Origin of the sequence: Pseudomonas sp. CHM02 (genome assembly GCF_000612585.1) — a bacterium.
GTDB lineage: Bacteria > Pseudomonadota > Gammaproteobacteria > Pseudomonadales > Pseudomonadaceae > Aquipseudomonas.
This window is the reverse complement of record NZ_JFCA01000032.1, coordinates 1-21,523: the sequence shown is the minus strand read 5'-3', so window position 1 is coordinate 21,523 and position 21,523 is coordinate 1. Positions and strand designations below refer to the sequence as shown.

The window sequence follows — 21,523 nt, the reverse complement described above, 5'->3', positions numbered from 1 at the left end:
GCCAGTTCCCTTTTTCAACACTCGTTCGGTTAACCCTGCAGACGCTTTCAATTCGCCGATCGATTTGATCCAAAGGGAAACATCCATGTCGCAACCTGCTCGTTTCGCGCTGCGCCCATTGGCGCTGGCCACTTCGCTGTTCTGCCTGGGCGCGCCGATGGTACACGCCGCCGACTCGCCCTCGACCCAGGAAGCCACCCGCCCTTACCGCATCGCCGCTGGCTCACTGGTCAGCGTGTTGAACAGCTTCGCTGAACAGTCGGGCATTTTCATCGCCGGTCACAACAGCCTCGCCGCGGGCAAGACCAGCCCCGGCCTGAACGGCAGCTACACCCCGACGGCCGGCTTGCAGCGCCTGTTGCAGGGCAGCGGTCTGCAGGCCCTGCCCCAAGGCAATAACGGCTACGTGCTGGAGCTGATCCCGGCCAACACCGGTGCGCTGGAGCTGGGCGCCACCACGATTTCCGGCCAGGACCTGGGCGCCACCACCGAAGACACCCACGCCTACACCACCGGCTCCATGGCCTCGGCCACCGGCCTGCCGCTGTCGATGCGCGAAACACCGCAATCGGTGACGGTAATCACCCGCCAGCAGATGGACGACCAGGGCACCAACAGCATCGCCGACACCCTGCGCCGCGCCCCCGGTGTGAGCGTGCAGAACTACGACAGCGAGCGCTGGGAGTTCTCCAGCCGTGGCCTGCCGATCACCAACTTCCAGTACGACGGCGTCAACTCCACCTACGACGGCGTGTATGACTACGGGACCACCAGCACCGACATGGCGGTGTACGACCACCTGGAAATCATCAAGGGGTCGGCCGGCCTGCTGAGCGGCTCCGGCGACCCCTCGGCCACGGTCAACCTGATCCGTAAAAAACCCACGGCCGCGTTCAAAGCTTCCGTGACCCAGACCTTCGGCTCCTGGGACAACTACCGCACCGAAGGCGACATTTCCGGCCCGCTGACCGAGTCCGGCAATGTGCGTGGGCGTTTTGTCGGCGTGTACCAGGACCGCCAGTCGTACCTGGACCACTACCAGAACACCAAGGACATCGGCTACGGCATCCTTGAAGCCGACCTCACCCCGGATACGCTGCTGACCTTCGGCATCGACCAGCAGGACACCCGCTCTCGCGGCGCCAGCTGGACCGGTTTCCCGATGTACTTCAGCGACGGCTCGCGCACGAACTTTTCGCGCTCGTTCAACCCGGCCGCCGACTGGAGCCGTCGCGACTTCAACAACCAGACGATCTTCGCCTCGGTGCAGCAGAAGCTGGCGAATGACTGGTCGCTCAAGGTCAGCCTCGACCGCAAGCGCAGCCAGCACGACACCCTGCTCGCCTCCGCCAGCGGCGGCAACCCGGACCCGGTCAGCGGCGAGAACATGTACATGTTCATGGGCAAGTACAAGGGTGACCAGGTGCAAAACACCCTGGACGTGAATCTCAGCGGGCCGTTCAGCCTGCTCGGCCGTGAGCACGAGTTGATCATGGGCTTCATGGCCACCCGCTCGAAACAGGATGTGCCGGTGTACGGTTCGGTCTACCCGCCCGTGGGCGGCAGCATCTTCGACTGGCACGGCGAATACGCCAAACCGGACATCCCGCGCAGCGGCCAGAACGATATCGTGCAGCGCCAGACCGGCGCCTACCTGGCCACACGCCTGAAACCCACCGATGACCTCTCGGTAATCCTCGGCACCCGCGTGAGCAATTTCAGCGGCACCGACAACACCGATTTCTACGACCCGACCACACCCGACAACCGCACCAGCTACCATCAGAGCGGCGTGGTCACGCCGTATGCCGGGATCGTCTACGACCTCGACGACACCTGGTCGGTGTACACCAGCTACACCCAGATCTACCGCCCGCAGAACAGCAAGGACGCCGACCGCAAGCTGCTTGACCCCATCGAAGGCGACACCTACGAGGCCGGGATCAAGGCCGCGTTCTACGAGGGCCGCCTGAACGCCAGCTTTGCGGCGTTCCGCATCGAGCAGGACAATGTGGCCGAGTACGTCTCGGGCTTCGAGACCGACTCGGTGTATCGCCCGATTGCCGGTGCGACCACCAAAGGCTTCGAGGCGGAGCTGTCGGGTGAGGTGCTGGACGGTTGGAACGTCTCCGCCGGCTACACCTACCAGCACACCCGCGATGCCAACAACGGCTATGTGTACAGCTCGGTGCTGCAAACCACCACGCCACAGCAAGTGGTGCGCCTGTTCAGCACCTACCGCCTGCCCGGCGCGCTGGAAAACGTCACCGTGGGCGGCGGCGTGAACTGGCAGAGTGAGTTCTTCGGCAATGTGTTCCAGCCCAACCCGAATGACACGGTCAATTTCGGCCAATACGCGCGCATCACCCAGGACAGCTACTACCTGGTGGACCTGATGGCGCGCTACCGCTTCAACGAGCACCTGAGCACGACGCTGAACGTCAAGAACCTGTTCGATAAAAAGTACTACACCGGCCTGGGCAACTTCGGCACCGGTTTCTACGGCGAACCCCGCAGCCTGCAACTGGCGACCAAGTGGGACTTCTGAGCTGACGACGGTGGCGGTCTGTGCAATGATCCCTTCACTCGCTCAAGGGAGGGACCCGCCGCCATGTCGCCGAACAGCCTCGCTCACCCCTCACGCTCGCCGCGCTTCTGGCGCGACGAGCGCCTGCCCTTCATCGAAGCGCGCACCATCGCCGATGGGCGCAAGGTGACCTACAGCCGTCACGCGCATGAGCATTTCTCCATCGGTGCAGTCACCACGGGACGCAGCTATTACCACTACGGCGCCGACACCTTTGAGATCAGCGCCGGCACGGTGGTGTTGATGAACCCTGGCGACGTACACGCCTGCAATCCCATCGCCAATGAGCCGTGGTCCTACCAGATGGTGTACATCGACACGCCCTGGCTGACGGACTTGCAGCACCAACTGGGGTTCAGCACGGACCAGGGTTACCGGCCCTTCAACACGCCCTACACCCGCGACACGGTGCTCTATGACGGCCTGCTGGAGTTGTATCGGATACTGGTGGATGAACAGGCCGAACACCTGCAAAAACAGAGCACGCTGGTGAGTTACTTCACTGATGTGCAACAGCGCCTCAACCCCTCCGACGCGCCGGTGCGCGAGGTGAACCACAAGCTGGAACGCGCCGCCGACTACATCCGCGAATACTGCACCGACGCACTCAAACTGGAAGATATCTGCGTGGCGGCCGAGCTGTCGCCTTCCTACCTGATCCGTGCATTCAAGCAGTATTACGGGCTGACGCCCCATGCGTTCCTGGTCAACCAGCGTATCCAGTTTGCCCGCGCACAATTGCGCCAGGGTGAGCTGATCGCCGACGTTGCGCTGGCCGCGGGGTTTGCCGACCAGGCGCATTTCCAGCGTGCGTTCAAACAGCACTTCGCCGCCACGCCGGGGCAATACCGCGACCGGCTCAAGCCATCAATAAATAACCCACACTGGCCACCAGCAACGCAGCCATTGAGCGGTTGAACACGCGAACGCCCTGGGGGTTGCCGAGGTAGCGGCGCAGGAATGTCCCGGCGTAGGCCCAGCACGCCACCGACAGGTAGCAGATCACCAGATAAAGCACCGCAAACAACCAGACCTGTGCAGCATCACCCTCCGCCACAAACAAGCCCATCCCCGCCACGCAGGCCAGCCAGGCCTTGGGGTTGAGCCACTGCATGATCGCCCCGTACAGCATCGACGGCGCGGTGGCGGTGCCCTCGGCGTCCAGACGGCCATCGTCCGCCGCCAGTTTCCAGGCCATATACAGCAGGAACGCCACCCCGCCCCACTGGATCAACTGGGTCAAGATCGGCCAGCGCACCAGTACCTCATGCAAACCCAGGCCAATCAACACCAGCAGCAACGTGAAGCCCACGGCAGCACCGAACACATGCTTCTGGCTGGCGATAAAGCCGAAGCGTGCCCCCGAACTCAGCGCAACCACATTGACCGGACCCGGCGTGATGGAGGTGGCCAGGGCGAAGGCAGCCATGGAAATGATCAAGCTCATTGCAGTTCCTTTTTATTCGAACCCGTGATGGTGAGGCCACGGTAAACGGCGACTCAGATCGCGGTATTGAACAAAATGACCCTCGTCGGGTTAGCCACTCGACCGAAAAGGCCCGCCTGCTGCTGGCAACCACGCCCGGCCAGCGAGACGCTGATCGATTGTGCCAATAGCCTGATCGCCCACAAGGTCGTTTAGACGCTTTTATTCCATTGATATAACTGCATTTTTTTCTTTCAGGCGCTCGGTTTTGATAGGCAAAAATGCGTATTTCCCGTGCTGGAGCCGGTGCTAGAGTTCAGCCCCCTACTCATCGCAAACAAGGAACCGCCATGTCACGTCGCCTGTTGGCAGCTGCCTGCCTGATGCTGTCTTTTTCTGCGGCTCAAGCCGCTGAACGCTGGGAAACCTTGCCGCCGACGCCCGCCCCCGTGGCGGGCGCGAAGACCGGCTACGCCGCCGTCAACGGCATCAAGGTCTACTACACCCGCACCGGCCATGGCTCGCCAGTGGTGCTGCTGCATGGTGGCTTGTCCAACTCCGATTATTGGGGCAACCAGGTCAAGGCGCTGGCGGCCAAGCACACGGTGATCAGTATCGACAGCCGTGGCCACGGGCGCAGTTCGCGGGATGACAAACCCTACGGTTATGACCTGATGGCCGACGATGTGGTGGCCGTGCTCGACAACCTGAAGATCCCCCGCGCCGATATCGTCGGCTGGAGCGACGGCGCCATCATCGGCATCGACCTGGCCCTGCGTCACCCGGACCGTATCGGCAAAGTATTCGCCTTCGCCGCCAACACCCAGACCTCGGGTGTAAAGGACGCGGTGGAAAAGAACCCGACCTTCGCCGCCTTTATCGAGCGTGCGGGCAAGGAGTACGCCAAGCTGTCGCCGACGCCTAAAGAGTACGACGCGTTTGTCGAGCAGATCAGCCACATGTGGGCCAGCCAGCCGAACTGGACCGACGCGCAACTGCAGGCCATCAAGACGCCGATCCTGATCGCCGACGGCGACCATGACGAAGCGATCAAGCGCGAGCACACCGAGTACATGGCCGCGACCATCCCCGGTGCCGGCCTGCTGATCCTGCCAAACACCAGCCACTTTGCGTTCCTGCAAGACCCGGCGTTGTTCAATGCGGCAGTACTGGGCTTCCTCGACGGCAAATAGACCCTGTACCCTGTGGGCGCGCACCACGTGCGCGCCCATAGATCCCAGCCATGTCAGGACGCCAATGCCCAACCCGATTCCACGACGGCGCAATGCCGCCGTCACCCGCGAAGCCATCCTGTTGTCTGCGCGCAAGGCGTTTGCCCAATCGGGCTATGACGGTGCCGGGGTGCGTGAAATCGCCGCCGGCGCGGGGGTGACCGCGATGCTGGTCAACCGCTACTTCGCTTCCAAGGAGCAGCTGTTCGCCGAAGTGATCGCCGACACCATGGCCAGCCCGATCATCCTCACCGAAAGCAACCTCAGCGCGGAAAACCTCGGCCGTACCATCGCCACCGCGCTGGTCAGTATCACAGAAGCCGGCAATACCCCGCTGGAAGGTTTCCTGATCATGTTGCACGCGGCCTCCAGCAAACGCGCGGCCATCATCGGTCGGGAGCAAGTGGAAAAAGGTCACCAGGCAACCATGGCCGCCGCACTCAAGGGTGCCCACCATGAAGAGCGCGCCGCGCTGGTGATGGCCTTGGTGTCGGGTTTCCAAGTGATGCGCCAGATGCTGGAGTTGTCGGCGCTGGCCAAGGCCGATCCAGAGGTGCTGATCGACCTGCTGACGCCGCTGTTCCAGCGCTTGGTGGACGGCTGAACCGCGTCAAGCCCCGGGCATTTGGGTGACGATATCGCCGATGCCCAACACCCGCCCGTCCTCAGCGACGATCTCGACCTTGCGCAGCGGCTTGAGCGAGCGCGCATCCAGCACTTGAGCCCCCACCTCTTCAGGCTCGGTATAGGCCTGGCCCCATTGCGCCAGGGTCACCAGCACCGGCATCAATGCGCGGCCCTTGTCCGTGAGCTGGTATTCGCTGCGCGCGCCCACTTCACGGGTTTGCAACAGGCCTTGCTCGACCATGTCCTTCAAGCGCGTGGCGAGGATGTTTTTCGCCACGCCCAGGTGCTTCTGGAAGTCACCAAAGCGCGTCACGCCGGCGAACGCATCGCGGATGATCAACAGCGTCCACCAGTCACCCACCACGTCCAGGGCACGGGCCACCGGGCAGCCATCGCCCTCCAGGCATTTGCGTTTCATCGTCGGCCCTCCAGGTATGCGTAAAATCAGGTTGCATTATAGGACCAACAGGCACAGGATAAAAACGGTTTCATTATTAAACCCAATAGATCGCCTGGAGCTGATCATGGATATTCGTGGAAAAGTGGTATTGGTGACCGGTGCCAATCGTGGCCTCGGCAAAGCGTTCGTCACCGCCTTGCTGGAAGGCGGTGCGGCCAAGGTTTATGCGGGTGCACGGGACCCGAGCAGCGTGAACATCCCCGGCAGCACGCCGGTTGCCCTGGACATCACCGACCAGGCCAGCGTGCAGCGCGCTGCCGAGCAGTGCACCGACGTGGACGTGGTGATCAACAACGCGGGGTTCCTGAAGTACGGCTCGCTGCTGGCTGAAGACAGCGTCGAGAACCTGCAGCAGCACTTTGACGTGAACACCTCGGCACCCTGCGTGTCAGCCGCGCCTTTGCGCCGATCCTGGCCAAACAGGGCGGCGGTGCACTGATCAATGTACTGTCGGTGCTGAGCTGGCTGAGCCCTCCGGGTGCCGGTGGCTACAGCACGTCCAAGTCCGCCCAGTGGGGCCTCACCAACGGCCTGCGCGGCGAATTGCGTGAGCAGAACACCCTGGTGATCGGCGTGCACCCGGCCTACATCGACACCGACATGGTGGCCGATGTGCAAGCACCGAAGAGCACGCCCCGGGACGTGGTCGCCCTCACCCTCCAGGCCCTGAGCGAAGACCGCGAAGAAGTGTTGATCACCGACATGACCCTGGCGGTCAAGGCTTCGCTGTCCACCGACAGCCCGGTGTACCTCAACCGCTGATCAACGAGAAAGGCGCGCCCGCCTCGGCGGGCGCGGCTGATGACGCATGAACCGGCTACAACCCGCGATTGCGCAACCAGTGCAGGAAGCCCTTCTTGACGGGCACCACCGGCGCCTCCTGGGTCAAGGCCTGCGCGGCGTGCAGGCGGAAATCCAGCAATGCCCTCATCGCCTCGCTGATGTCGTGCCGCGCATCCAGGCAGGGTTTCAAGTATTCCTTCTCGATGCGGTACAAGGTGCAGAACGTCTTGGCGGAGAAATCCGCCAGCGCGGCCTGGTCCGACAGGATCCCCGCCTCGCCAATCACCTCGCCCGGCCCCATGCGCCCGGCCTCGAACTTGTGCCCGGCCTTGATCAGCATCACCGAGACCACACCGGACTCGACGATAAATAAATGGTCGCTGACCTCCCCGGCCGGCAGGATCACCTCGCCGGTGCGGTAGGTCTGCAGGGTCATGTTCTGGCTGAAGGTGTCTTTCTCTTCCTGGCGCAGGGTGGAGAAGATCGACGAGCGTTCAAGCAACGCGCGCGCCGCGGACATGGCCGGCGGCGTGCTGCTTTCGGTGGCCGACAACAACCCCACACCGGCCGCTTGCAGGTGCCTGAAGGCCAGGTCGTAAAGCTGGTTGCGCACCTCGCGCTTGAGGGTCATTGCCGGCACAAACCCACTGATTTCATATTCGACGCCGCCACTGGCCGAGGTCTTGAACGCCACACTCGGTGCCGGCTTGGCCAGCAACGGCCGGCAGCCTTGCATCGCCCGCTCCAGTGCTTCGATCACCGTTTGCGGACGCGCATGGGGGCTGACCTGCACGCTGACTGCCAGGCCGAACATGTCCGCCGGGCGCGAGAAGTTGATGATCTTGGCCTTGGCCGCCAGGGAATTGGGGATCACCGCCATGCTGCCTTGAGAGGTCTGCAAGCGCGTGGCACGCCAGTCGATGTCCGTCACCCGGCCTTCGGTGCCATCGATGGAGATCCAGTCGTCCAGCTGATACGGCTTGGTGGTATTGAGGACAATCCCGGAAAACACGTCGCTCAAGGTGCTCTGCAATGCCAGGCCGACAATGATCGCCACTGCGCCCGAGGTGGCGAGCACGCCTTTGACCGGCAGATCGAGCACATAGGCCAGGGCGGCAATGATCGCAATCAGGAAGATCACCGCCCCCATCAAGTCCTGCAGCAACCGCCCGGTGTGCCCGACCCGCTGCATCATCAGCGCACCGAGCAAAACCGTGAGCGTGCGCGCCGCGAACAGCCACCAGCCGATCTGCAACGCGGTAGCCGCCAGGTGCAAGGCGGTGTTGTCCGCATAGGGCGCAAGCTGCATGGGATTCATGCCGTCGTTGAACAGCACGGCACTGAATACGGCAAAGATCACCAACCGCGCCGCCAGTTTCCAGTTGGCGAGGTTGACGGAAATGAGGCGCCACACGGCGATGTCGATAAGAATCAGCGCCAGGGCGCACAGCATCGGGTGATCGGCGATAAATGAGGGCATCCAGACGACTCCAGGGCGAATGCGGAGAAAGATCGCATGAAATCCTGCTTCGGGGTATAGCGGGTGTGCTTACGTCTGCCTAAACCGCCCTCATATCCTTTCGCTCGCAAGAACGTGGGCTGGACTTTAGAACTGTAAGAACTCTCCTTCAGGTAGCGCTTAATAAATTTTCAAATACCGGAAGCTCAGCGTTTTCTCACAACTCACTATCCCTATGCACAAAAATATCACCAGAAACGGACTACATGTTTTTGAGACGTTATTAGTTTGAAAATGTTCAGATTCGGTACGAAGCTAAAGTACCTACAGAGCCATCAATCCCTGAACGGCCTCCGATCAATCAGGAGTTATCCGCCATGGCAGAGTTAAAAAGTATTGCAATTGTTGGCGCAGGCCATATGGGGAGCGCAATCGCCATGGGTTTAAGGCGTTCAACCCCCAATATCTCTCTAGCCATTATCGATTCGGACCCCGAAAAACACACAGGAACACGCCGAGCCAACATTAGCTTACTGGCCAGTTTGCCCGACGCTCGTACCTTTCAGGCCTTGATACTCGCAATCCCTCCTCAGGCTTTCAAAAACTTCTCGAAAAACAACCCACAATTCAAAAGCCACCCTACCTTAATAATATCAGTCATGGCAGGGATAAAAACATCCGAATTAGAAAAGCACTTAAAGACCTCACAAGTATGCAGAGCAATTCCAAATCTTCCTTGCGCCATCAACGAAGGCGTGACCGTATTAACGTCCCATCCAAACATCACGCAAAAAAACAAACTACTGGCTATCAAAATCCTTTCACAGCTTGGCACGTTGATCATGACGCAAGAAGAGAGAGCTATTGACGATGCGACTGCTCTGGCTGGAGGGGGACCCGCGTACATTTCTTATTTTGCAGAAGCGCTGATTGCATATGCAGTGTCAGCAGGCTTTGATAAAGCAACGGCATCAAGCATGGTAACCCAGATAATACATGGAACCTCTGCGCTTCTGAAAGCAAGTAAAGACACACCAGAAATCCTCTGCGAAAAAGTCATGACGCCGAACGGAACGACAGAGCGAGCTATACACTTCCTCGATAATAAGCAGGTTAAAAATATAATTATTGACGCTTTGAAACGCTCAAGCATGAGATCGATGGAATTGGGAAGGGGCCTACCATGCAAGGATTAATCGACCACGGCATAGCTTGCCAGCAACACCAAACTAGCAATCCGACAACACGCCCAAATGAGATTTATCAACTCTACTTCGGACTAGGACAAAGCCTGAATTTAGCTCACGATCCCGAAGTATTCAAAGTTAGTCTGGCAGGCATCAGGCTCGGCCATTACCTTGTGCAATCTTTGGCGCCCAACGCCCCAGACAGAAGTATCTTGGACATCGGAACTGGAAGTGGCGTTCATGCCTTATTAATGCGCAAGCTTGGCAACCGAAACATCACAGCTATCGACGTCTGCGAAAAATCGATAGCGCAAGCTAAAATCAATGAAGCCTTAAACTTCAAGCAAAACGAAATATCATTTTACATCAGCGATTTATTTAGCGGCCTGCCCAAACAGAAGTTTCAAACAGTCATCTTCAACCCCCCAGGCTGGCGGACACCCTCCCCGTCACTTATTCAACTTTTGGAGAAGGCCGATCAGGTGAAGCGATTGCCAGTTCGCAGCATGTTTTACGGTGACGACGTCATTAGCCGCTTCTTGGAGGATCTTCCTGCCTACTTGGAACCTATGGGCAGGGCCATCGTGGGACTCAACTCGTTAGTTGGAATACGGGACGTACTGGAAAGATACAGTCAACAACACGGCGGTCATCCACCGCTACAGTACAAGCTTGCTGAACGCCACACGTTTCCGCTTATTCACTATTCGTCTCAGTGGCAATCACTCAGCGAGCATCTCCAATACGAATTTTCTGACTGGGCCAAGCGTGATCTGGCTGCATACTCAATTGATGAAGACGGTAATATTTATTGGTCATATGAAATCGTTGAATTTTTTCATCGCCGCTCTTGACCGGCCATGAAACCACAAGACGACCTTCACTCACGTCATGCTCCGTCCATCTTATTGGCGGGAGCAGCCAACGTTCTTCTGGGGCTATCATCCCTGTACTGGAGAGAGCTTGACGGCATTCAAACATTCATCATAGTCGCTTATAGGATTTTATTATCCACTGCGATCCTTACCGTACTAATCCCCATTTTAAAACTCCATCACCGACTGAGCAGGGTGACGTTCAACATTATCTGCTTGCACTGCGCCGCATCATTACTAATTGCGCTGAACTGGGGAGCCTTCATCTGGTCATCTATTAATGGTTCTATTCTAGAAAGCGGAATCGGCTACCTATTGGCACCTTTTATCGCCATCGTGCTTGGAGCATTTATTTACCGCGAAACCTTAAACACAAGAAAAGTCATTTCAATCAGCATTGCATTTGGACTCGTGGCGCTTTTAATACTAACTACACAACACCTCAATCATTGGACTTATTTACTGATCTCCGCAAGCTGGGGTCTTTACACACTGATTAAGAAAATCACGCCCTTGGACGCTGTCAGCGGATTATTTATAGAAATGCTGTTCTTGGCAACGCTTTTTGCATTGATGTCTTTCCTGTATGACACACCTATCATCCCAACTCAAGAAACCTCCCCTCACTCGACCCCTCTTATTTGGTTAGCCGGTGGAGTATCTATAGCCCCCTTACTCATGTTTTCTTACGCGACAAAAAAGCTTTCACTTTCTCAGTCCGGTGTCTTGCAATTCATTCTGCCTCTCACACTTACAACTATCGCTCTCCTTCGCCAACAAGATGGCTCTCCTCACGCGTCACTTAGCCTTCCCCTGACAACAATAGGAATGCTAATCACACTGACCGCTTATGACATCATATTTCCACCTCCGTCTAAAAAGAGAAAAAACAGATGAAAAACACTTATGACATTATCGTTGTCGGGCTTGGAGTAATGGGGGCAGCCACCTTATGGAGAGCAGCATCGAAATGTTCTCGAGTATTAGGCGTTGACGCGTACGGCCCCACTCACAGCTATGGATCATCACAAGGAAGCTCAAGAATATTTCGCCGTGCTTACTGGGAGGGAGATAACTATCTACAACTGCTCAATCACGCGGACCTGCTTTGGAACGAGCTTGAACAAACCAGCCAGCAGCAACTGCTGTTTCGTACAGGGGGTATCTTTATCGGCCCTCAATCAAGTCGTGTAGTGGCAGGGAGCATCCGGACCGCGGTTCAGGGAGCAATTGAGCATGAGCTGTGGGATTGGTCGAAAATCACTAATAGGTCACCGGCTTTCAACATCAAGCGCGGAGCGCAGGCTGTCTATGAACCTGGCGCATATGCTATTGCTGCTTGCGATGCCAGATTGGAAATGCTGAACGAAGCAGTGAAACATGGAGCTAGCACCGATTTTGGTCATCGCGTCGTACACCTCGAAAATGATGGGTCGGATGTGCGCGTGACAACCAATGGCGGACGCTCGTATTTAGCGAGGTCCGTGATTGTAACTGCGGGGCCTTGGATCGCTGACAACCTCCTACCTGAACTCAAACAGTTACTTGAACCACGCAGAGTGCCTATATATTGGTTCACACCTAAAGTAGGCTTTGAAAAATTATTCGCCGCTGAACACTTCCCCGTTTTTCTCTACGAGCGAGAGGATGGTGCTCTACTTTACGGCGTTCCTTCAATTACCGGCAATGAAACCGGCGTGAAGATCGGCTTCCATAACCGACAACACACCCCTGCCTCTCCTGACTGTAAGGCTATCCCAGTACAACAAAGGTATGTAACGGAGATAACGTCGATAGTTGAATCTCTGTTCCCAGCACTTGAGCGCTCGCCTACAAAAGCAGCGAACTGTTTCTATACGATGAGTCCGGATGAATCCTTCTTGATCGGAAAATCCAAAATATTGGAATCCACTTATTTCGCGTCAGCTTGTTCTGGACATGGTTTTAAATTTGCCCCTGCTATTGGTGATGCCCTAGCTGATTTGTCTACCGGCCAACCCGCCAGCTCGTCCCTATCGGAATTTTCAGCCAATCGCTTCGACTGATTGCCTAAAAGCTTCAGGGTTTGGCTGAGGACGCCCACCCGCTATCGATACGCGGCCTATCAGCGATGCATCTGCCCAAACTTGCCCGATTGAAAATCAGCGAACGCCTGATGAATCTCCTGCTCGGTATTCATCACAAACGGCCCATGCCCGACGATGGGCTCGTCGATCGGCTCGCCGCTGAGCAGCAATACCTTGGCGTCATCATTGGACTCCAGTGTGAGCTGACGGCCATCGCGCTCGAACAATGCTAATTGACCCTGGCGCGCAACCTCCTCGCCATTGACCAGCACCGTGCCGCGCAGGATCACCAGGGCGGTGTTGCGCCCGGCATGCAGGTCCAGCGTGACCGCCTTGCCAGCGTTGAGGCGCAGGTCCCATACGTCAATCGGTGTAAACGTGCGGGCCGGTCCCTGGGTACCGGCAAACTCGCCGGCAATCAGGCGTAGTTGCCCCGCGTCGTTAGCCAAGGGCAATACCGGGATGTCGCCATCGACGAGGGTCTGATAACCAGCGTCGGCCATTTTATCCTTGGCCGGCAGGTTGACCCACAGTTGCACCATCTCCAGCGCCCCGCCGCTGCGGGCGAAGGCTTCGGAGTGGAACTCCTCGTGGAGGATGCCTTTGGCGGCGGTCATCCATTGCACGTCGCCGGGGCCGATTTTACCGCCGGCACCGGTAGAGTCGCGGTGTTCAACCTCGCCGTCGTAGACGATGGTCACGGTTTCAAAGCCGCGATGAGGGTGCTGGCCGACGCCGCGCCGTTGTTCGGTCGGGGTGAAGTCGGCCGGGCCCGCGTGGTCCAGGAGCAAGAATGGGCTGATGTGCTTGCCCATGGTGTCGTAGGAAAACAGTGTGCGCACCGGGAAGCCGTCGCCGACCCAATGGGCGCGGGGGCTGGTGTAGATGCCGATGAGTTTTTTCATGGTGATCCTCCAAAGTGAGTCCACCATAAGGCGCCAGGCCGTTGAGTACTAGCCGGCAAATACAGCGGTAACTGTCCTATGTATAGGACAATCCTTTGGCCTGACGTTGGCGCAACAGGTGAAACGCCACGAACGCGGTGACCGCAAAGCACGCCTGGATAATGATCATCGGCGTGGCGCTGCCGTCGCGCAGCTGGCTCAGCAGCACACCGCTGCAGGTGGCGCCGAACATCTGCGCAAACCCCATCAGCCCGGCTGCCAGACCGGCGCGGTGGGCGTTGGGCATCACCCCGCCGGTCACCGATCCGGGCAAGACCAGGCCGCCGCCGAGGGTCACCAGGGCAATCGGAATATCCAGCCCCAGCACCGACAGGCCGAACAGCTCATAAATGACCACGGCCGAGATCCCGCCAACGGCCACCATCGCCACACCCATCGTCACAATCCGCTGTGGCCCCAGGCGCATGATGTTGCGCCGGGTGTAGGTGGAACCAACGATCAGCATCGACACGATCAGGCCGAAATTGATGCCGTACTCAAGGCTGCTGAAGCCCAGCAGGTTGATGAATACCGCCGACGAGCCGGCGATCACCGCAAACATGGCGCCATAGGTACACGCCAGCGCCACGGCAAACGCCCGGTACTGGCGGCCCTTGAGCAAATCCAGGTATTGCCCGCCCAGCGTGCGCCAGTGCCCGGCCTTGGGGTCGAGGTAGTGGTTGCTCTCGCGAAAGAACAGCAACGCCAACAGCAGCACCACGCTGCCAATCGCCAGCGCCAGGATGATCGGGGCATGCCAGCCGAGCAGTTTGATCAACAGCCCACCGACCATTGGCGCCACCACAATGGCATAGAGCATGCCGATCATGGTCAACGCCAGGGCAGGCCCCGCCTCGGCCTTCCACACATCACGCACCACCGTGCGCGCCAGCACCAGCGCGGCGCAGGCGCCCAGGCCTTGAAGCACGCGGGCGGCAATGAATTGATGGATGTCCTGCACCAGCAGCATCGACAAGGTCGCCAGTACGTACAGCACCAGCCCGCCGATCAGCACCGGGCGACGGCCAATGCGGTCCGACAGCGGACCGAACAGCAATTGCCCGAGGCCGAATGCGGCGACAAATGCCGACAGTGCCATCAACGCCGAGCCCGCTGGCGCGGCCAGCGCCTGCTCGATGGCGCCGAGGCCGGGAATGATCAATTGGGTCGAAACTTCACCCAGTGCGGTCAGGGCCACCAGTAAAAACAGCAAGCTGCGCGATGGGACCGGGGCGTTTGTCATGAGGAACATCCGGGGGCTGGATTAATTTATATTTCGACCATAATATGCGTAAAAAATTATGTCCATAATTTTTTGCCCAAAGGTAACCCCGGAGCCCGCCATGCACCCTCTTCCCTTGCGTCTTCTCACGCCCCTGGCCCTGTTGATCATTCTCAATGGCTGCAACAGCAAGGCCGACACCGCCGCCGAAGTGCCCCAGCCGCGCCCGGTCCTGGCGGCCAAAGTCGAAGCCGCCGGCACCCAGCAAAGCGCCTATACCGGTGTGGTTGCGGCACGTACCGAAAGCGATCTGGGCTTCCGGGTCAGCGGCAAGGTCATCGAGCGTAAAGTCGATCCCGGCCAGCACGTGTCCCGTGGCGACACCCTGCTGGTGCTGGACATTGGCGACTTCGAACTGGCCCTGCGCTCGGCCAAGAACCGCGTCAACGCCGCCCAGGCACAACTGCGCCAGCGCCGCGACGACGAAAACCGCTACCAGCGCCTGGCCAACACTGGCGCGGTGTCGCGGCAGATCTTCGATCAGTCGGCCACCAACCTGCGCGTCGCCGAAGCTGAACTGGCCTCGGCACAATCCGACGCCAGCCAGATCGAAAACCGCCGCACCTACTCGGTGCTCAAGGCCGATGGCGACGGCATCATCACCGACGTGCGAGTGGACCGTGGGCAAGTGGTCGCCGAAGGGCAGATCGTCGCGCGCCTGGCCCATGACGGTGCCCGCGAAGCCATCGTCAACCTGCCGGAAAACCAGCGCGACCAAGCCGCGCAGAAAGCCCTGGCCTTCCCTTTCGGCGCCCCGGAGCAAGCGGTGAGCGCTACCCTGCGCGAGCTGTCTGCCAGCGCCGATCCGACCACCCGCACCTACCGCGCCCGCTACGTCTTGCACGGCGCCGTCGACCGCTTCGCCCTCGGCTCGACCATCACCGTGCGCCTGCAAGGCAATGGCCAGGCCCAGCAAACCCGCGTGCCCATCGGCGCCCTGCAGGACTCTGGACAAGGCACCGGCGTCTGGCTGATCGGCGCGGACGACAAGGTCAGTTTCGCCCCGGTGAAAGTCGCCAGCCTCGGCCAGGAAGACGCCTTGCTCGACAGCGGCGTAAGCCCCGGCCAGATCATCGTGGCCCTCGGCGCGCACCTGCTGCACAGCGGTGACGCCGTGCGCCTGCTGCCCGCGCAAGTACTGGCCCTCAACCGCAAACAGGACAACTGAGCATGCGCGGTATCAACCTCTCGGAACTGGCGGTCAAGCATCGTGCGGTCACGTTGTTCCTGATCATTGCGATCCTCGCCGCAGGAATCTTTTCGTTCGGCAAACTGGGACGCGCCGAAGACCCATCGTTCACCGTCAAGGTGATGACCATCACCGCTGCCTGGCCCGGCGCCACTGCCCAGGAAATGCAGGAACAGGTGGCCGACCGCCTGGAAAAACGCCTGCAGGAACTGGACTATTACGACCGCGTCGAGACCATCGCCCAGCCGGGTTTCGTGTCGATGCGCATGACCTACAAGGAGTCCACACGCCCCAGCGAAATCCAGGACCTGTTCTACCAGACCCGCAAAAAGCTCAGCGACGAAGCCGCGAAGTTGCCCAAGGGCGTGATCGGGCCCTTCTTCAACGATGAATATTCCGATGTGTATTTCGCGCTGTACGCCCTGGAGGCCGAACACCTGCCTCATCGGCAACAGGTGCAGATGGCCGAAGAGCTGCGCCAGGGCTTCCTCAACCTGCCAGGGGTGAAGAAGGTCAATATCCTCGGCGAGCAGGCCCAACGCGTGTTTGTCGAGTTTTCCTATGAGCGCCTGGCGACCCTGGGCATCAAGCCCGACCAGATCTTCGCCGCCCTCGCCGCGCAAAACGCCGTGGCACCGTCGGGCTTCGTCGAAACCGCCGGCGCCCGCGCGTATATCCGTATCGACGGCGCCTTCGACAGCTTGTCGCTGATCGAGAACGTGCCGCTGGAAGTCAACGGCCGCGTGCTGCGCATCGCCGATGTGGCCACCGTCAGTCGGGGTTATGAAGACCCGCCGAGCTACCGCATCCGCCACCAGGGCGACCCGGCATTGATGCTCGGCGTGATCATGGAGAAACACTGGAACGGCCTGGAACTGGACAAAAGCCTCAAGGCCCAGGAAGCCAGGATCCAGGCCGACCTGCCCCTGGGCGTGAACTTCGCCAAGGTCTCCGACCAGGCGAAAAACATCAGCCTGGCGGTGAACGAGTTCATGCTGAAGTTCTTCGTCGCCCTGGCGGTGGTGATGGTGATCAGCCTGTTGGCCCTGGGCTTTCGCGTCGGGCTGGTGGTGGCGGCTGCGGTGCCGCTGACCTTGTCGGTGGTGTTTGTGATCATGCTGCTCACCGGGCGTGAGTTCGATCGCATTACCCTCGGCGCGCTGATCATTTCCCTGGGTTTGCTGGTGGATGACGCGATCATCGCCATCGAGATGATGGTGGTGAAGCTTGAGGAAGGCTTCGACCGGATCCACGCCGCCACCTTTGCCTGGAGCTCCACGGCGGCACCGATGCTCACCGGTACGCTGGTGACTATCATCGGCTTTCTGCCGGTGGGCTTTGCGCGGTCCGGGGCGGGGGAATACGCCGGTAATATCTTCTGGATCGTCGGCTTTGCGCTGATTTCGTCGTGGCTGGTGGCCGTGGTGTTCACGCCGTACCTGGGTGTAAAACTGCTGCCCCAGATCAAACCGGTGCCCGGCGGCCATGATGCGATCTATGCCGGGCGTTACTACCAGCACCTGCGCGGCCTGGTGCACGCCTGCGTGCGGCGGCGCTGGCTGGTGACCGGGTTGGTCGTGGGTGCGTTTGTGCTGTGCGTGGCGGGCATGGGCGTAGTGAAGAAGCAGTTCTTCCCCAATTCCGACCGTTCCGAGCTGATTCTGGAGGTGTACATGCCGCCTGGCAGTGCCTTCAAAAGCACCGAGGCGGTGGCGGCGCAACTGGAAAAAGCGCTGCTGCAGGAGCCGCAGACCAGCATGGTCGACACCTATGTGGGCGGCGGCGCACCGCGCTTCTTCCTGTCGCTGAACCCGGAACTGCCGGACCCGGCGTTTGCCAAGCTGATCGTGCAGACTCCGGACTCCCATGCCCGCGACGCGTTGAAACTGCGCATGCGTGAACGGATTGCCGCCGGCGAGTTTCCTTCGGCGCGGGTTCGCGTGACGCAACTGCTGTTCGGCCCGCCCGTGCCGTTCCCGGTGGTGTTCCGGGTGTCCGGCCCGAATGTGGATGTGCTGCGCAGCGTGTCCGAAGACGTGCGCACAGTCGTCGCCGCCAACACGCTGACCAAGGACGCCTTCCTCGATTGGGGCGAGCGCACCAGCGGCTATCGCCTGGTGTTGGATCAAGACCGCCTGCGTTTGCTGGGCTTCACCCCCAACGACGTGAAGTCACAACTCAATGCCCTGCTCAGCGGTAACCCGATCACCGAAGTGCGCGAAGGCAACCGCACCGTCTCCGTGGTCGCACGCGCCCAGGGCAGCCAGCGCGAAGACCTCGGCAACCTCAACAACATGACCCTTACCAACAGCGCCGGTACCTCCGTGCCGTTGGCCCAGGTCGGGCATTTCCAGGCGGTGATGGAAGAACCGATCCTCAAGCGCCGCAACCGCGCGACCACCGTGGAAGTGCGCGCCGACATCATCGACGGTGTGCAACCGCCCGACGTGGAAATGGCCGTGTACAAAGACCTGCAGCCACTGATCGCCAAGCTGCCCGCCGGTTACCAGATCGACATCGGCGGCCCGGTGGAAGAAAGCGCCAAGGCCAACGTCGCCCTGGCCGCGCTGTTCCCGATCATGATCCTGTTGACCCTCACGGTGATCATGTTCCAGGTGCGCTCGTTTGGCGTGATGTTCATGGTCTTCGCCACTGCGCCACTGGGTTTGATCGGGGCGGTGCCGACGTTGCTGCTGTTCAACCAGCCATTCGGCTTCAACGCGATCCTGGGCCTGATCGGGATTGGCGGGATCCTGATGCGCAACACGCTGATCTTTACCGATCAGATCCGCCAGAACCAGGACCACGGCATGCCAATTCGCGAGGCGATCATCGAGGCCACCGTACGACGCGCACGGCCGGTGATCCTGACCGCGTTGGCGGCGGCGCTGGCGTTCATTCCGCTGACGCTGTCGGTGTTCTGGTCGTCCCTGGCCTATGTGCTGATCGGCGGGGTGCTGGTGGGCACGGTGTTGACGCTGTTGTTCCTGCCGGCGCTGTGCAGTCTGGTGTTGGGCAGGGAGAAGACGAGAGTTGTCGAAACTTCCCACGTAACGGCCGGATAAGCTCTACTCCCCTCCCCTGAAAAGGTCCGCAAAGTCCCTCGCCTGATTACACAGTGCGAGGGATTGCGGATGGATTTTCTGATTGGAACTGTTTCTTGAACCCGGCCATTGGCAGGCTGGCCCTGACCCCAATGGATGTGAAGACGGTCGATGTCGAGAGCGTCTTTCGCGATTTCCGGGAATGCCTGAACACCTTTGATGACTGGGCGGAAAGCTTCTGGAGCTTTTCGGCGCTGGATATCGAACAGGTCTTCAAGGTGGGGGATGAGGTGGCGCTGGTAGCGCCGATCAACCGCTCCCTTTTCCCGAGCAGCACCGTCGCGACTTGCCAGGCCAACGGCACGTTGACTCTGGTGCACCTGTTCCAAAGCACGCGATTTGTACCCATCGGCAACACGCCGGTGGTATTGCAGCGCGTCGATCCCAACGGCGGCCCACTGGGCGAGCCGATCCACAAGACCATCGGCCCGAGCGGCATTCTCGAGATCAACGCGTGTGAGCGCGACCAGCAGTACCGGGTCAACTTCTATCCCAATGTTTCCAAGGACCACATCAAGGCGCTGTATGCCTCTTATCAATCGGTGATTGATGCATTGGAAGTGCGCCTGCGCGAAGAGTGGGAGAGCACCTTCAAGGCGCAGTGGAAGGACTACACAGACGCCAACCCGCTTGATCAGCGCAGGATGCTGGAGAAGGCGTTTCTTCACGGAATGGGTAAGGCGCTTTACAGCCTTTGGGACAATTTCACGCAATTGTACGACCTGCTGGCAGATATCCAGACCCACAGTGAGACGTTGCTGCGGTACATCTCCCAGACCGAATTGGATGAACTGCTGAAACTCAGCAAAGACTCGATTGCCCGCGGCCTGCTGGTACTCAGCGATGAGCCGCTGATGTTTATTTATGTGTCGGCGATATCCAGTTGGATACGGATGTTGCCGCCGCAAGAAATGAACGAGGTGATGGGGGAAATCACCGGCGAGGTGTTGATCGGTCTGCTGCTCGTGAGGGTTGCAGGCGTCATGGGTGTGACCCTGCGCCTGGGCACCCAGGTGTTGGGGCATATCAAATCCGGGCGAGTACGCCAGTGGCTGGAGAGGCTGGCCGATCAGCTGGTAGGGCCTCGGTTGGAAGCGCATGTCGAAGCGGCCAAACCGTTGTTGCTGGGCGGCGCGCCGACGCCGATCAGGGTGATTCCGGATGTGCCGTTGAAGGCGGGGGATCAGGTGGTTTCCAACGCAGTACCGGTGGTTCGGGACAAGGCCACGCAACGGACGGTGTTGGTGCGGCAGGAGCTTGTGGATGACGTGCCGTCGTCCGCTCGCAATCCCAATGGGGATGCGGCTGTGTCCTCGGACAAGACCGCTACCAACGGCTGCCCGGTATCGATGGTTACGGGCGAGGAATTGCTGACCCTCACCGATGGGGCGCTGGACGGGATTCTGCCGTTTGAGTGGACGCGGTTGTATCGCACCAGTGCGGTGGCAGTGGATTGTGGGTTGGGCTTTGGCTGGAGTCACTCGCTGGCGCATCGGCTGAGTATTTCCGCTGATTCGGTGGTGTGGACCGATCATGAAAACCGCTCGACCACCCTGCCCTTGCCGTCTGCTTCTCGGCCCGCAATCACCAATAGCCTGGCTGAAGCGGCGATCTATTTAGGGTCGTTGCCCGATGAACTGGTGCTGGCTCAGGCGTCACGTTTCTACCACTTTCGCGACGGTGTGCTGACGGCGATCAGCGATGCGTATGACAACCGGCTGCGTATTTGTCGGGATGTTTTGGGCCGTATCGAGCGGGTGGATAACGGCGTGGGGCGTTCGCTGTTGTTGCGCTATGCGTCGGGCCGGATCGTGGCGGTGGACTACCAGATTCAGCGCATCGTGGATGAAGGGCCGTTTGTTTGGGTGACGGAGCAGACGGTTGTTTCCTACGCCTATGACGACTTGGGACGGCTGATTTCAGCGACCAACGCAGTCGGCGAAAGCGAGGTTTATCGGTACGACCAACAGCACGTGATTCTTGAACGCGGCTTGGCCGGTGGGGCGAGTTTCTTCTGGGAGTGGGAACGGTCTGGCAAGGCGGCGCGATGTGTTCGGCATTGGGCCAGTTTTTCGCAGATGGACACGCGGTATGCCTGGGATGACAACGGGCAGGTCACGGTGTTTAACGCCGATGGCAGCCAGGAAGTCTATGTGCATGACCAGCGGGCGCGGCTGGTGCAGCGGGTGGATCCTGACGGGGCCGAGCACTTCAAGTCCTACGATAACCAAGGCCGGCTGACGGTTGAGCAGGACCCTCTCGGGGCGATCACGGCCTACCAGTACGACGAAGCCGGGCGTCT

16 protein-coding genes and 1 pseudogene are annotated in these 21,523 nt (G+C 59.7%); 12 read left to right on the top strand and 5 right to left on the bottom strand.

The genetic code is table 11. From position 1 onward, the window contains the following. Positions 1-85: 85 nt before the first annotated feature. Together BM70_RS0119155 and BM70_RS0119150 are read left to right on the top strand one after the other, a co-directional pair. Positions 86-2,548, top strand: a complete 2,463-nt coding sequence (locus BM70_RS0119155) for a TonB-dependent receptor (protein ID WP_025857474.1) — start codon at positions 86-88, stop codon at positions 2,546-2,548. A gap of 63 nt (positions 2,549-2,611) precedes the next feature. Next, entirely contained in the window at positions 2,612-3,505 is an 894-nt protein-coding gene (locus BM70_RS0119150; RefSeq protein ID WP_025857473.1) for an AraC family transcriptional regulator, read from the top strand. Here BM70_RS0119150 and BM70_RS0119145 read toward each other — a convergent pair. Continuing rightward, on the bottom strand, positions 3,447-4,034 hold the full coding sequence (locus tag BM70_RS0119145; protein ID WP_025857472.1) for a LysE family translocator: 588 nt from the start codon (positions 4,032-4,034) through the stop codon (positions 3,447-3,449). The two genes, BM70_RS0119150 and BM70_RS0119145, sit on opposite strands and share 59 nt — an antisense overlap. 329 nt (positions 4,035-4,363) lie before the next feature. Between BM70_RS0119145 and BM70_RS0119140 the strand changes: the two genes are divergently transcribed. Beyond that, the gene (locus tag BM70_RS0119140) at positions 4,364-5,206 is read left to right on the top strand and encodes an alpha/beta fold hydrolase (protein ID WP_025857471.1); all 843 of its coding nucleotides are present in this window, start codon (positions 4,364-4,366) and stop codon (positions 5,204-5,206) included. 64 nt (positions 5,207-5,270) lie between these two features. After that, positions 5,271-5,849, top strand: coding sequence for a TetR/AcrR family transcriptional regulator (locus tag BM70_RS0119135; RefSeq protein ID WP_025857470.1), 579 nt, complete (start codon positions 5,271-5,273; stop codon positions 5,847-5,849). 6 nt (positions 5,850-5,855) lie between these two features. Here BM70_RS0119135 and BM70_RS0119130 read toward each other — a convergent pair whose 3' ends face one another. Continuing rightward, positions 5,856-6,290, bottom strand: a complete 435-nt coding sequence (locus tag BM70_RS0119130; protein WP_025857469.1) for a helix-turn-helix domain-containing protein — start codon at positions 6,288-6,290, stop codon at positions 5,856-5,858. Here BM70_RS0119130 and BM70_RS33955 point away from each other — a divergent pair. Further along, positions 6,205-7,094, top strand: a pseudogene (locus BM70_RS33955) (SDR family oxidoreductase). The gene BM70_RS0119130 and the pseudogene BM70_RS33955 overlap by 86 nt on opposite strands. A gap of 55 nt (positions 7,095-7,149) precedes the next feature. On the opposite strand, the gene BM70_RS0119120 reads toward BM70_RS33955, so the two are convergent. After that, positions 7,150-8,595: a mechanosensitive ion channel domain-containing protein gene (locus BM70_RS0119120; protein WP_025857468.1), complete on the bottom strand. Its 1,446-nt coding sequence runs from the start codon at positions 8,593-8,595 to the stop codon at positions 7,150-7,152. A 356-nt stretch (positions 8,596-8,951) separates the two neighbouring features. Here BM70_RS0119120 and proC point away from each other — a divergent pair, with 356 nt between their 5' ends. The 4 genes from proC to solA are packed head-to-tail and all read left to right on the top strand — an operon-like array spanning position 8,952 to position 12,681. Then, positions 8,952-9,770 carry a pyrroline-5-carboxylate reductase gene (proC, locus tag BM70_RS0119115; protein ID WP_025857467.1) on the top strand — a complete coding sequence of 273 codons (819 nt, stop codon included), beginning with the start codon at positions 8,952-8,954 and terminating at the stop codon, positions 9,768-9,770. Then, a complete protein-coding gene (locus BM70_RS0119110) occupies positions 9,758-10,615 on the top strand; it encodes a methyltransferase (protein WP_025857466.1) in 858 nt (285 codons plus the stop codon). Before proC ends, BM70_RS0119110 begins: the two co-directional genes overlap by 13 nt. 6 nt (positions 10,616-10,621) lie before the next feature. Further along, positions 10,622-11,533, top strand: coding sequence for an EamA family transporter (locus tag BM70_RS32560; protein ID WP_081782099.1), 912 nt, complete (start codon positions 10,622-10,624; stop codon positions 11,531-11,533). Beyond that, on the top strand, positions 11,530-12,681 hold the full coding sequence (solA, locus tag BM70_RS32555) for an N-methyl-L-tryptophan oxidase (protein WP_081782098.1): 1,152 nt from the start codon (positions 11,530-11,532) through the stop codon (positions 12,679-12,681). The genes BM70_RS32560 and solA overlap by 4 nt, the downstream gene beginning before the upstream one ends. Before the next feature lie 59 nt (positions 12,682-12,740). On the opposite strand, the gene BM70_RS0119105 is transcribed toward solA, so the two are convergent. Further along, complete coding sequence (locus BM70_RS0119105) at positions 12,741-13,607, bottom strand: pirin family protein (RefSeq protein WP_025857465.1); 867 nt, start codon at positions 13,605-13,607, stop codon at positions 12,741-12,743. 76 nt (positions 13,608-13,683) lie between these two features. Further along, positions 13,684-14,889, bottom strand: a complete 1,206-nt coding sequence (locus BM70_RS0119100; protein WP_025857464.1) for a multidrug effflux MFS transporter — start codon at positions 14,887-14,889, stop codon at positions 13,684-13,686. Between the two features lie 100 nt (positions 14,890-14,989). On the opposite strand from BM70_RS0119100, the gene BM70_RS0119095 reads away from it, so the two are divergent. The 3 genes from BM70_RS0119095 to BM70_RS0119085 all read left to right on the top strand — a co-directional run. Then, entirely contained in the window at positions 14,990-16,096 is a 1,107-nt protein-coding gene (locus BM70_RS0119095; RefSeq protein ID WP_025857463.1) for an efflux RND transporter periplasmic adaptor subunit, read from the top strand. Positions 16,097-16,098: 2 nt separating this feature from the next. After that, entirely contained in the window at positions 16,099-19,182 is a 3,084-nt protein-coding gene (locus BM70_RS0119090; protein ID WP_025857462.1) for an efflux RND transporter permease subunit, read from the top strand. A gap of 131 nt (positions 19,183-19,313) precedes the next feature. Continuing rightward, positions 19,314-21,523, top strand: a 2,210-nt coding sequence (locus BM70_RS0119085; RefSeq protein WP_177326569.1) for a DUF6531 domain-containing protein, incomplete at its 3' end; no start/stop codon positions are given.

What these genes read in the sequence shown, in the direction of transcription:
- BM70_RS0119100 (WP_025857464.1), bottom strand. Translation starts at nt 14,889, where the DNA reads ATGACAAACGCCCCGGTCCCATCGCGCAGCTTGCTGTTTTTACTGGTG.
- BM70_RS0119090 (WP_025857462.1), top strand. Translation starts at nt 16,099, where the DNA reads ATGCGCGGTATCAACCTCTCGGAACTGGCGGTCAAGCATCGTGCGGTC.
- BM70_RS32560 (WP_081782099.1), top strand. Translation starts at nt 10,622, where the DNA reads ATGAAACCACAAGACGACCTTCACTCACGTCATGCTCCGTCCATCTTA.
- BM70_RS0119120 (WP_025857468.1), bottom strand. Translation starts at nt 8,595, where the DNA reads ATGCCCTCATTTATCGCCGATCACCCGATGCTGTGCGCCCTGGCGCTG.
- BM70_RS0119150 (WP_025857473.1), top strand. Translation starts at nt 2,612, where the DNA reads ATGTCGCCGAACAGCCTCGCTCACCCCTCACGCTCGCCGCGCTTCTGG.
- BM70_RS0119110 (WP_025857466.1), top strand. Translation starts at nt 9,758, where the DNA reads ATGCAAGGATTAATCGACCACGGCATAGCTTGCCAGCAACACCAAACT.
- proC (WP_025857467.1), top strand. Translation starts at nt 8,952, where the DNA reads ATGGCAGAGTTAAAAAGTATTGCAATTGTTGGCGCAGGCCATATGGGG.
- BM70_RS0119155 (WP_025857474.1), top strand. Translation starts at nt 86, where the DNA reads ATGTCGCAACCTGCTCGTTTCGCGCTGCGCCCATTGGCGCTGGCCACT.
- BM70_RS0119130 (WP_025857469.1), bottom strand. Translation starts at nt 6,290, where the DNA reads ATGAAACGCAAATGCCTGGAGGGCGATGGCTGCCCGGTGGCCCGTGCC.
- BM70_RS0119105 (WP_025857465.1), bottom strand. Translation starts at nt 13,607, where the DNA reads ATGAAAAAACTCATCGGCATCTACACCAGCCCCCGCGCCCATTGGGTC.
- BM70_RS0119095 (WP_025857463.1), top strand. Translation starts at nt 14,990, where the DNA reads ATGCACCCTCTTCCCTTGCGTCTTCTCACGCCCCTGGCCCTGTTGATC.
- BM70_RS0119145 (WP_025857472.1), bottom strand. Translation starts at nt 4,034, where the DNA reads ATGAGCTTGATCATTTCCATGGCTGCCTTCGCCCTGGCCACCTCCATC.
- solA (WP_081782098.1), top strand. Translation starts at nt 11,530, where the DNA reads ATGAAAAACACTTATGACATTATCGTTGTCGGGCTTGGAGTAATGGGG.
- BM70_RS0119140 (WP_025857471.1), top strand. Translation starts at nt 4,364, where the DNA reads ATGTCACGTCGCCTGTTGGCAGCTGCCTGCCTGATGCTGTCTTTTTCT.
- BM70_RS0119135 (WP_025857470.1), top strand. Translation starts at nt 5,271, where the DNA reads ATGCCCAACCCGATTCCACGACGGCGCAATGCCGCCGTCACCCGCGAA.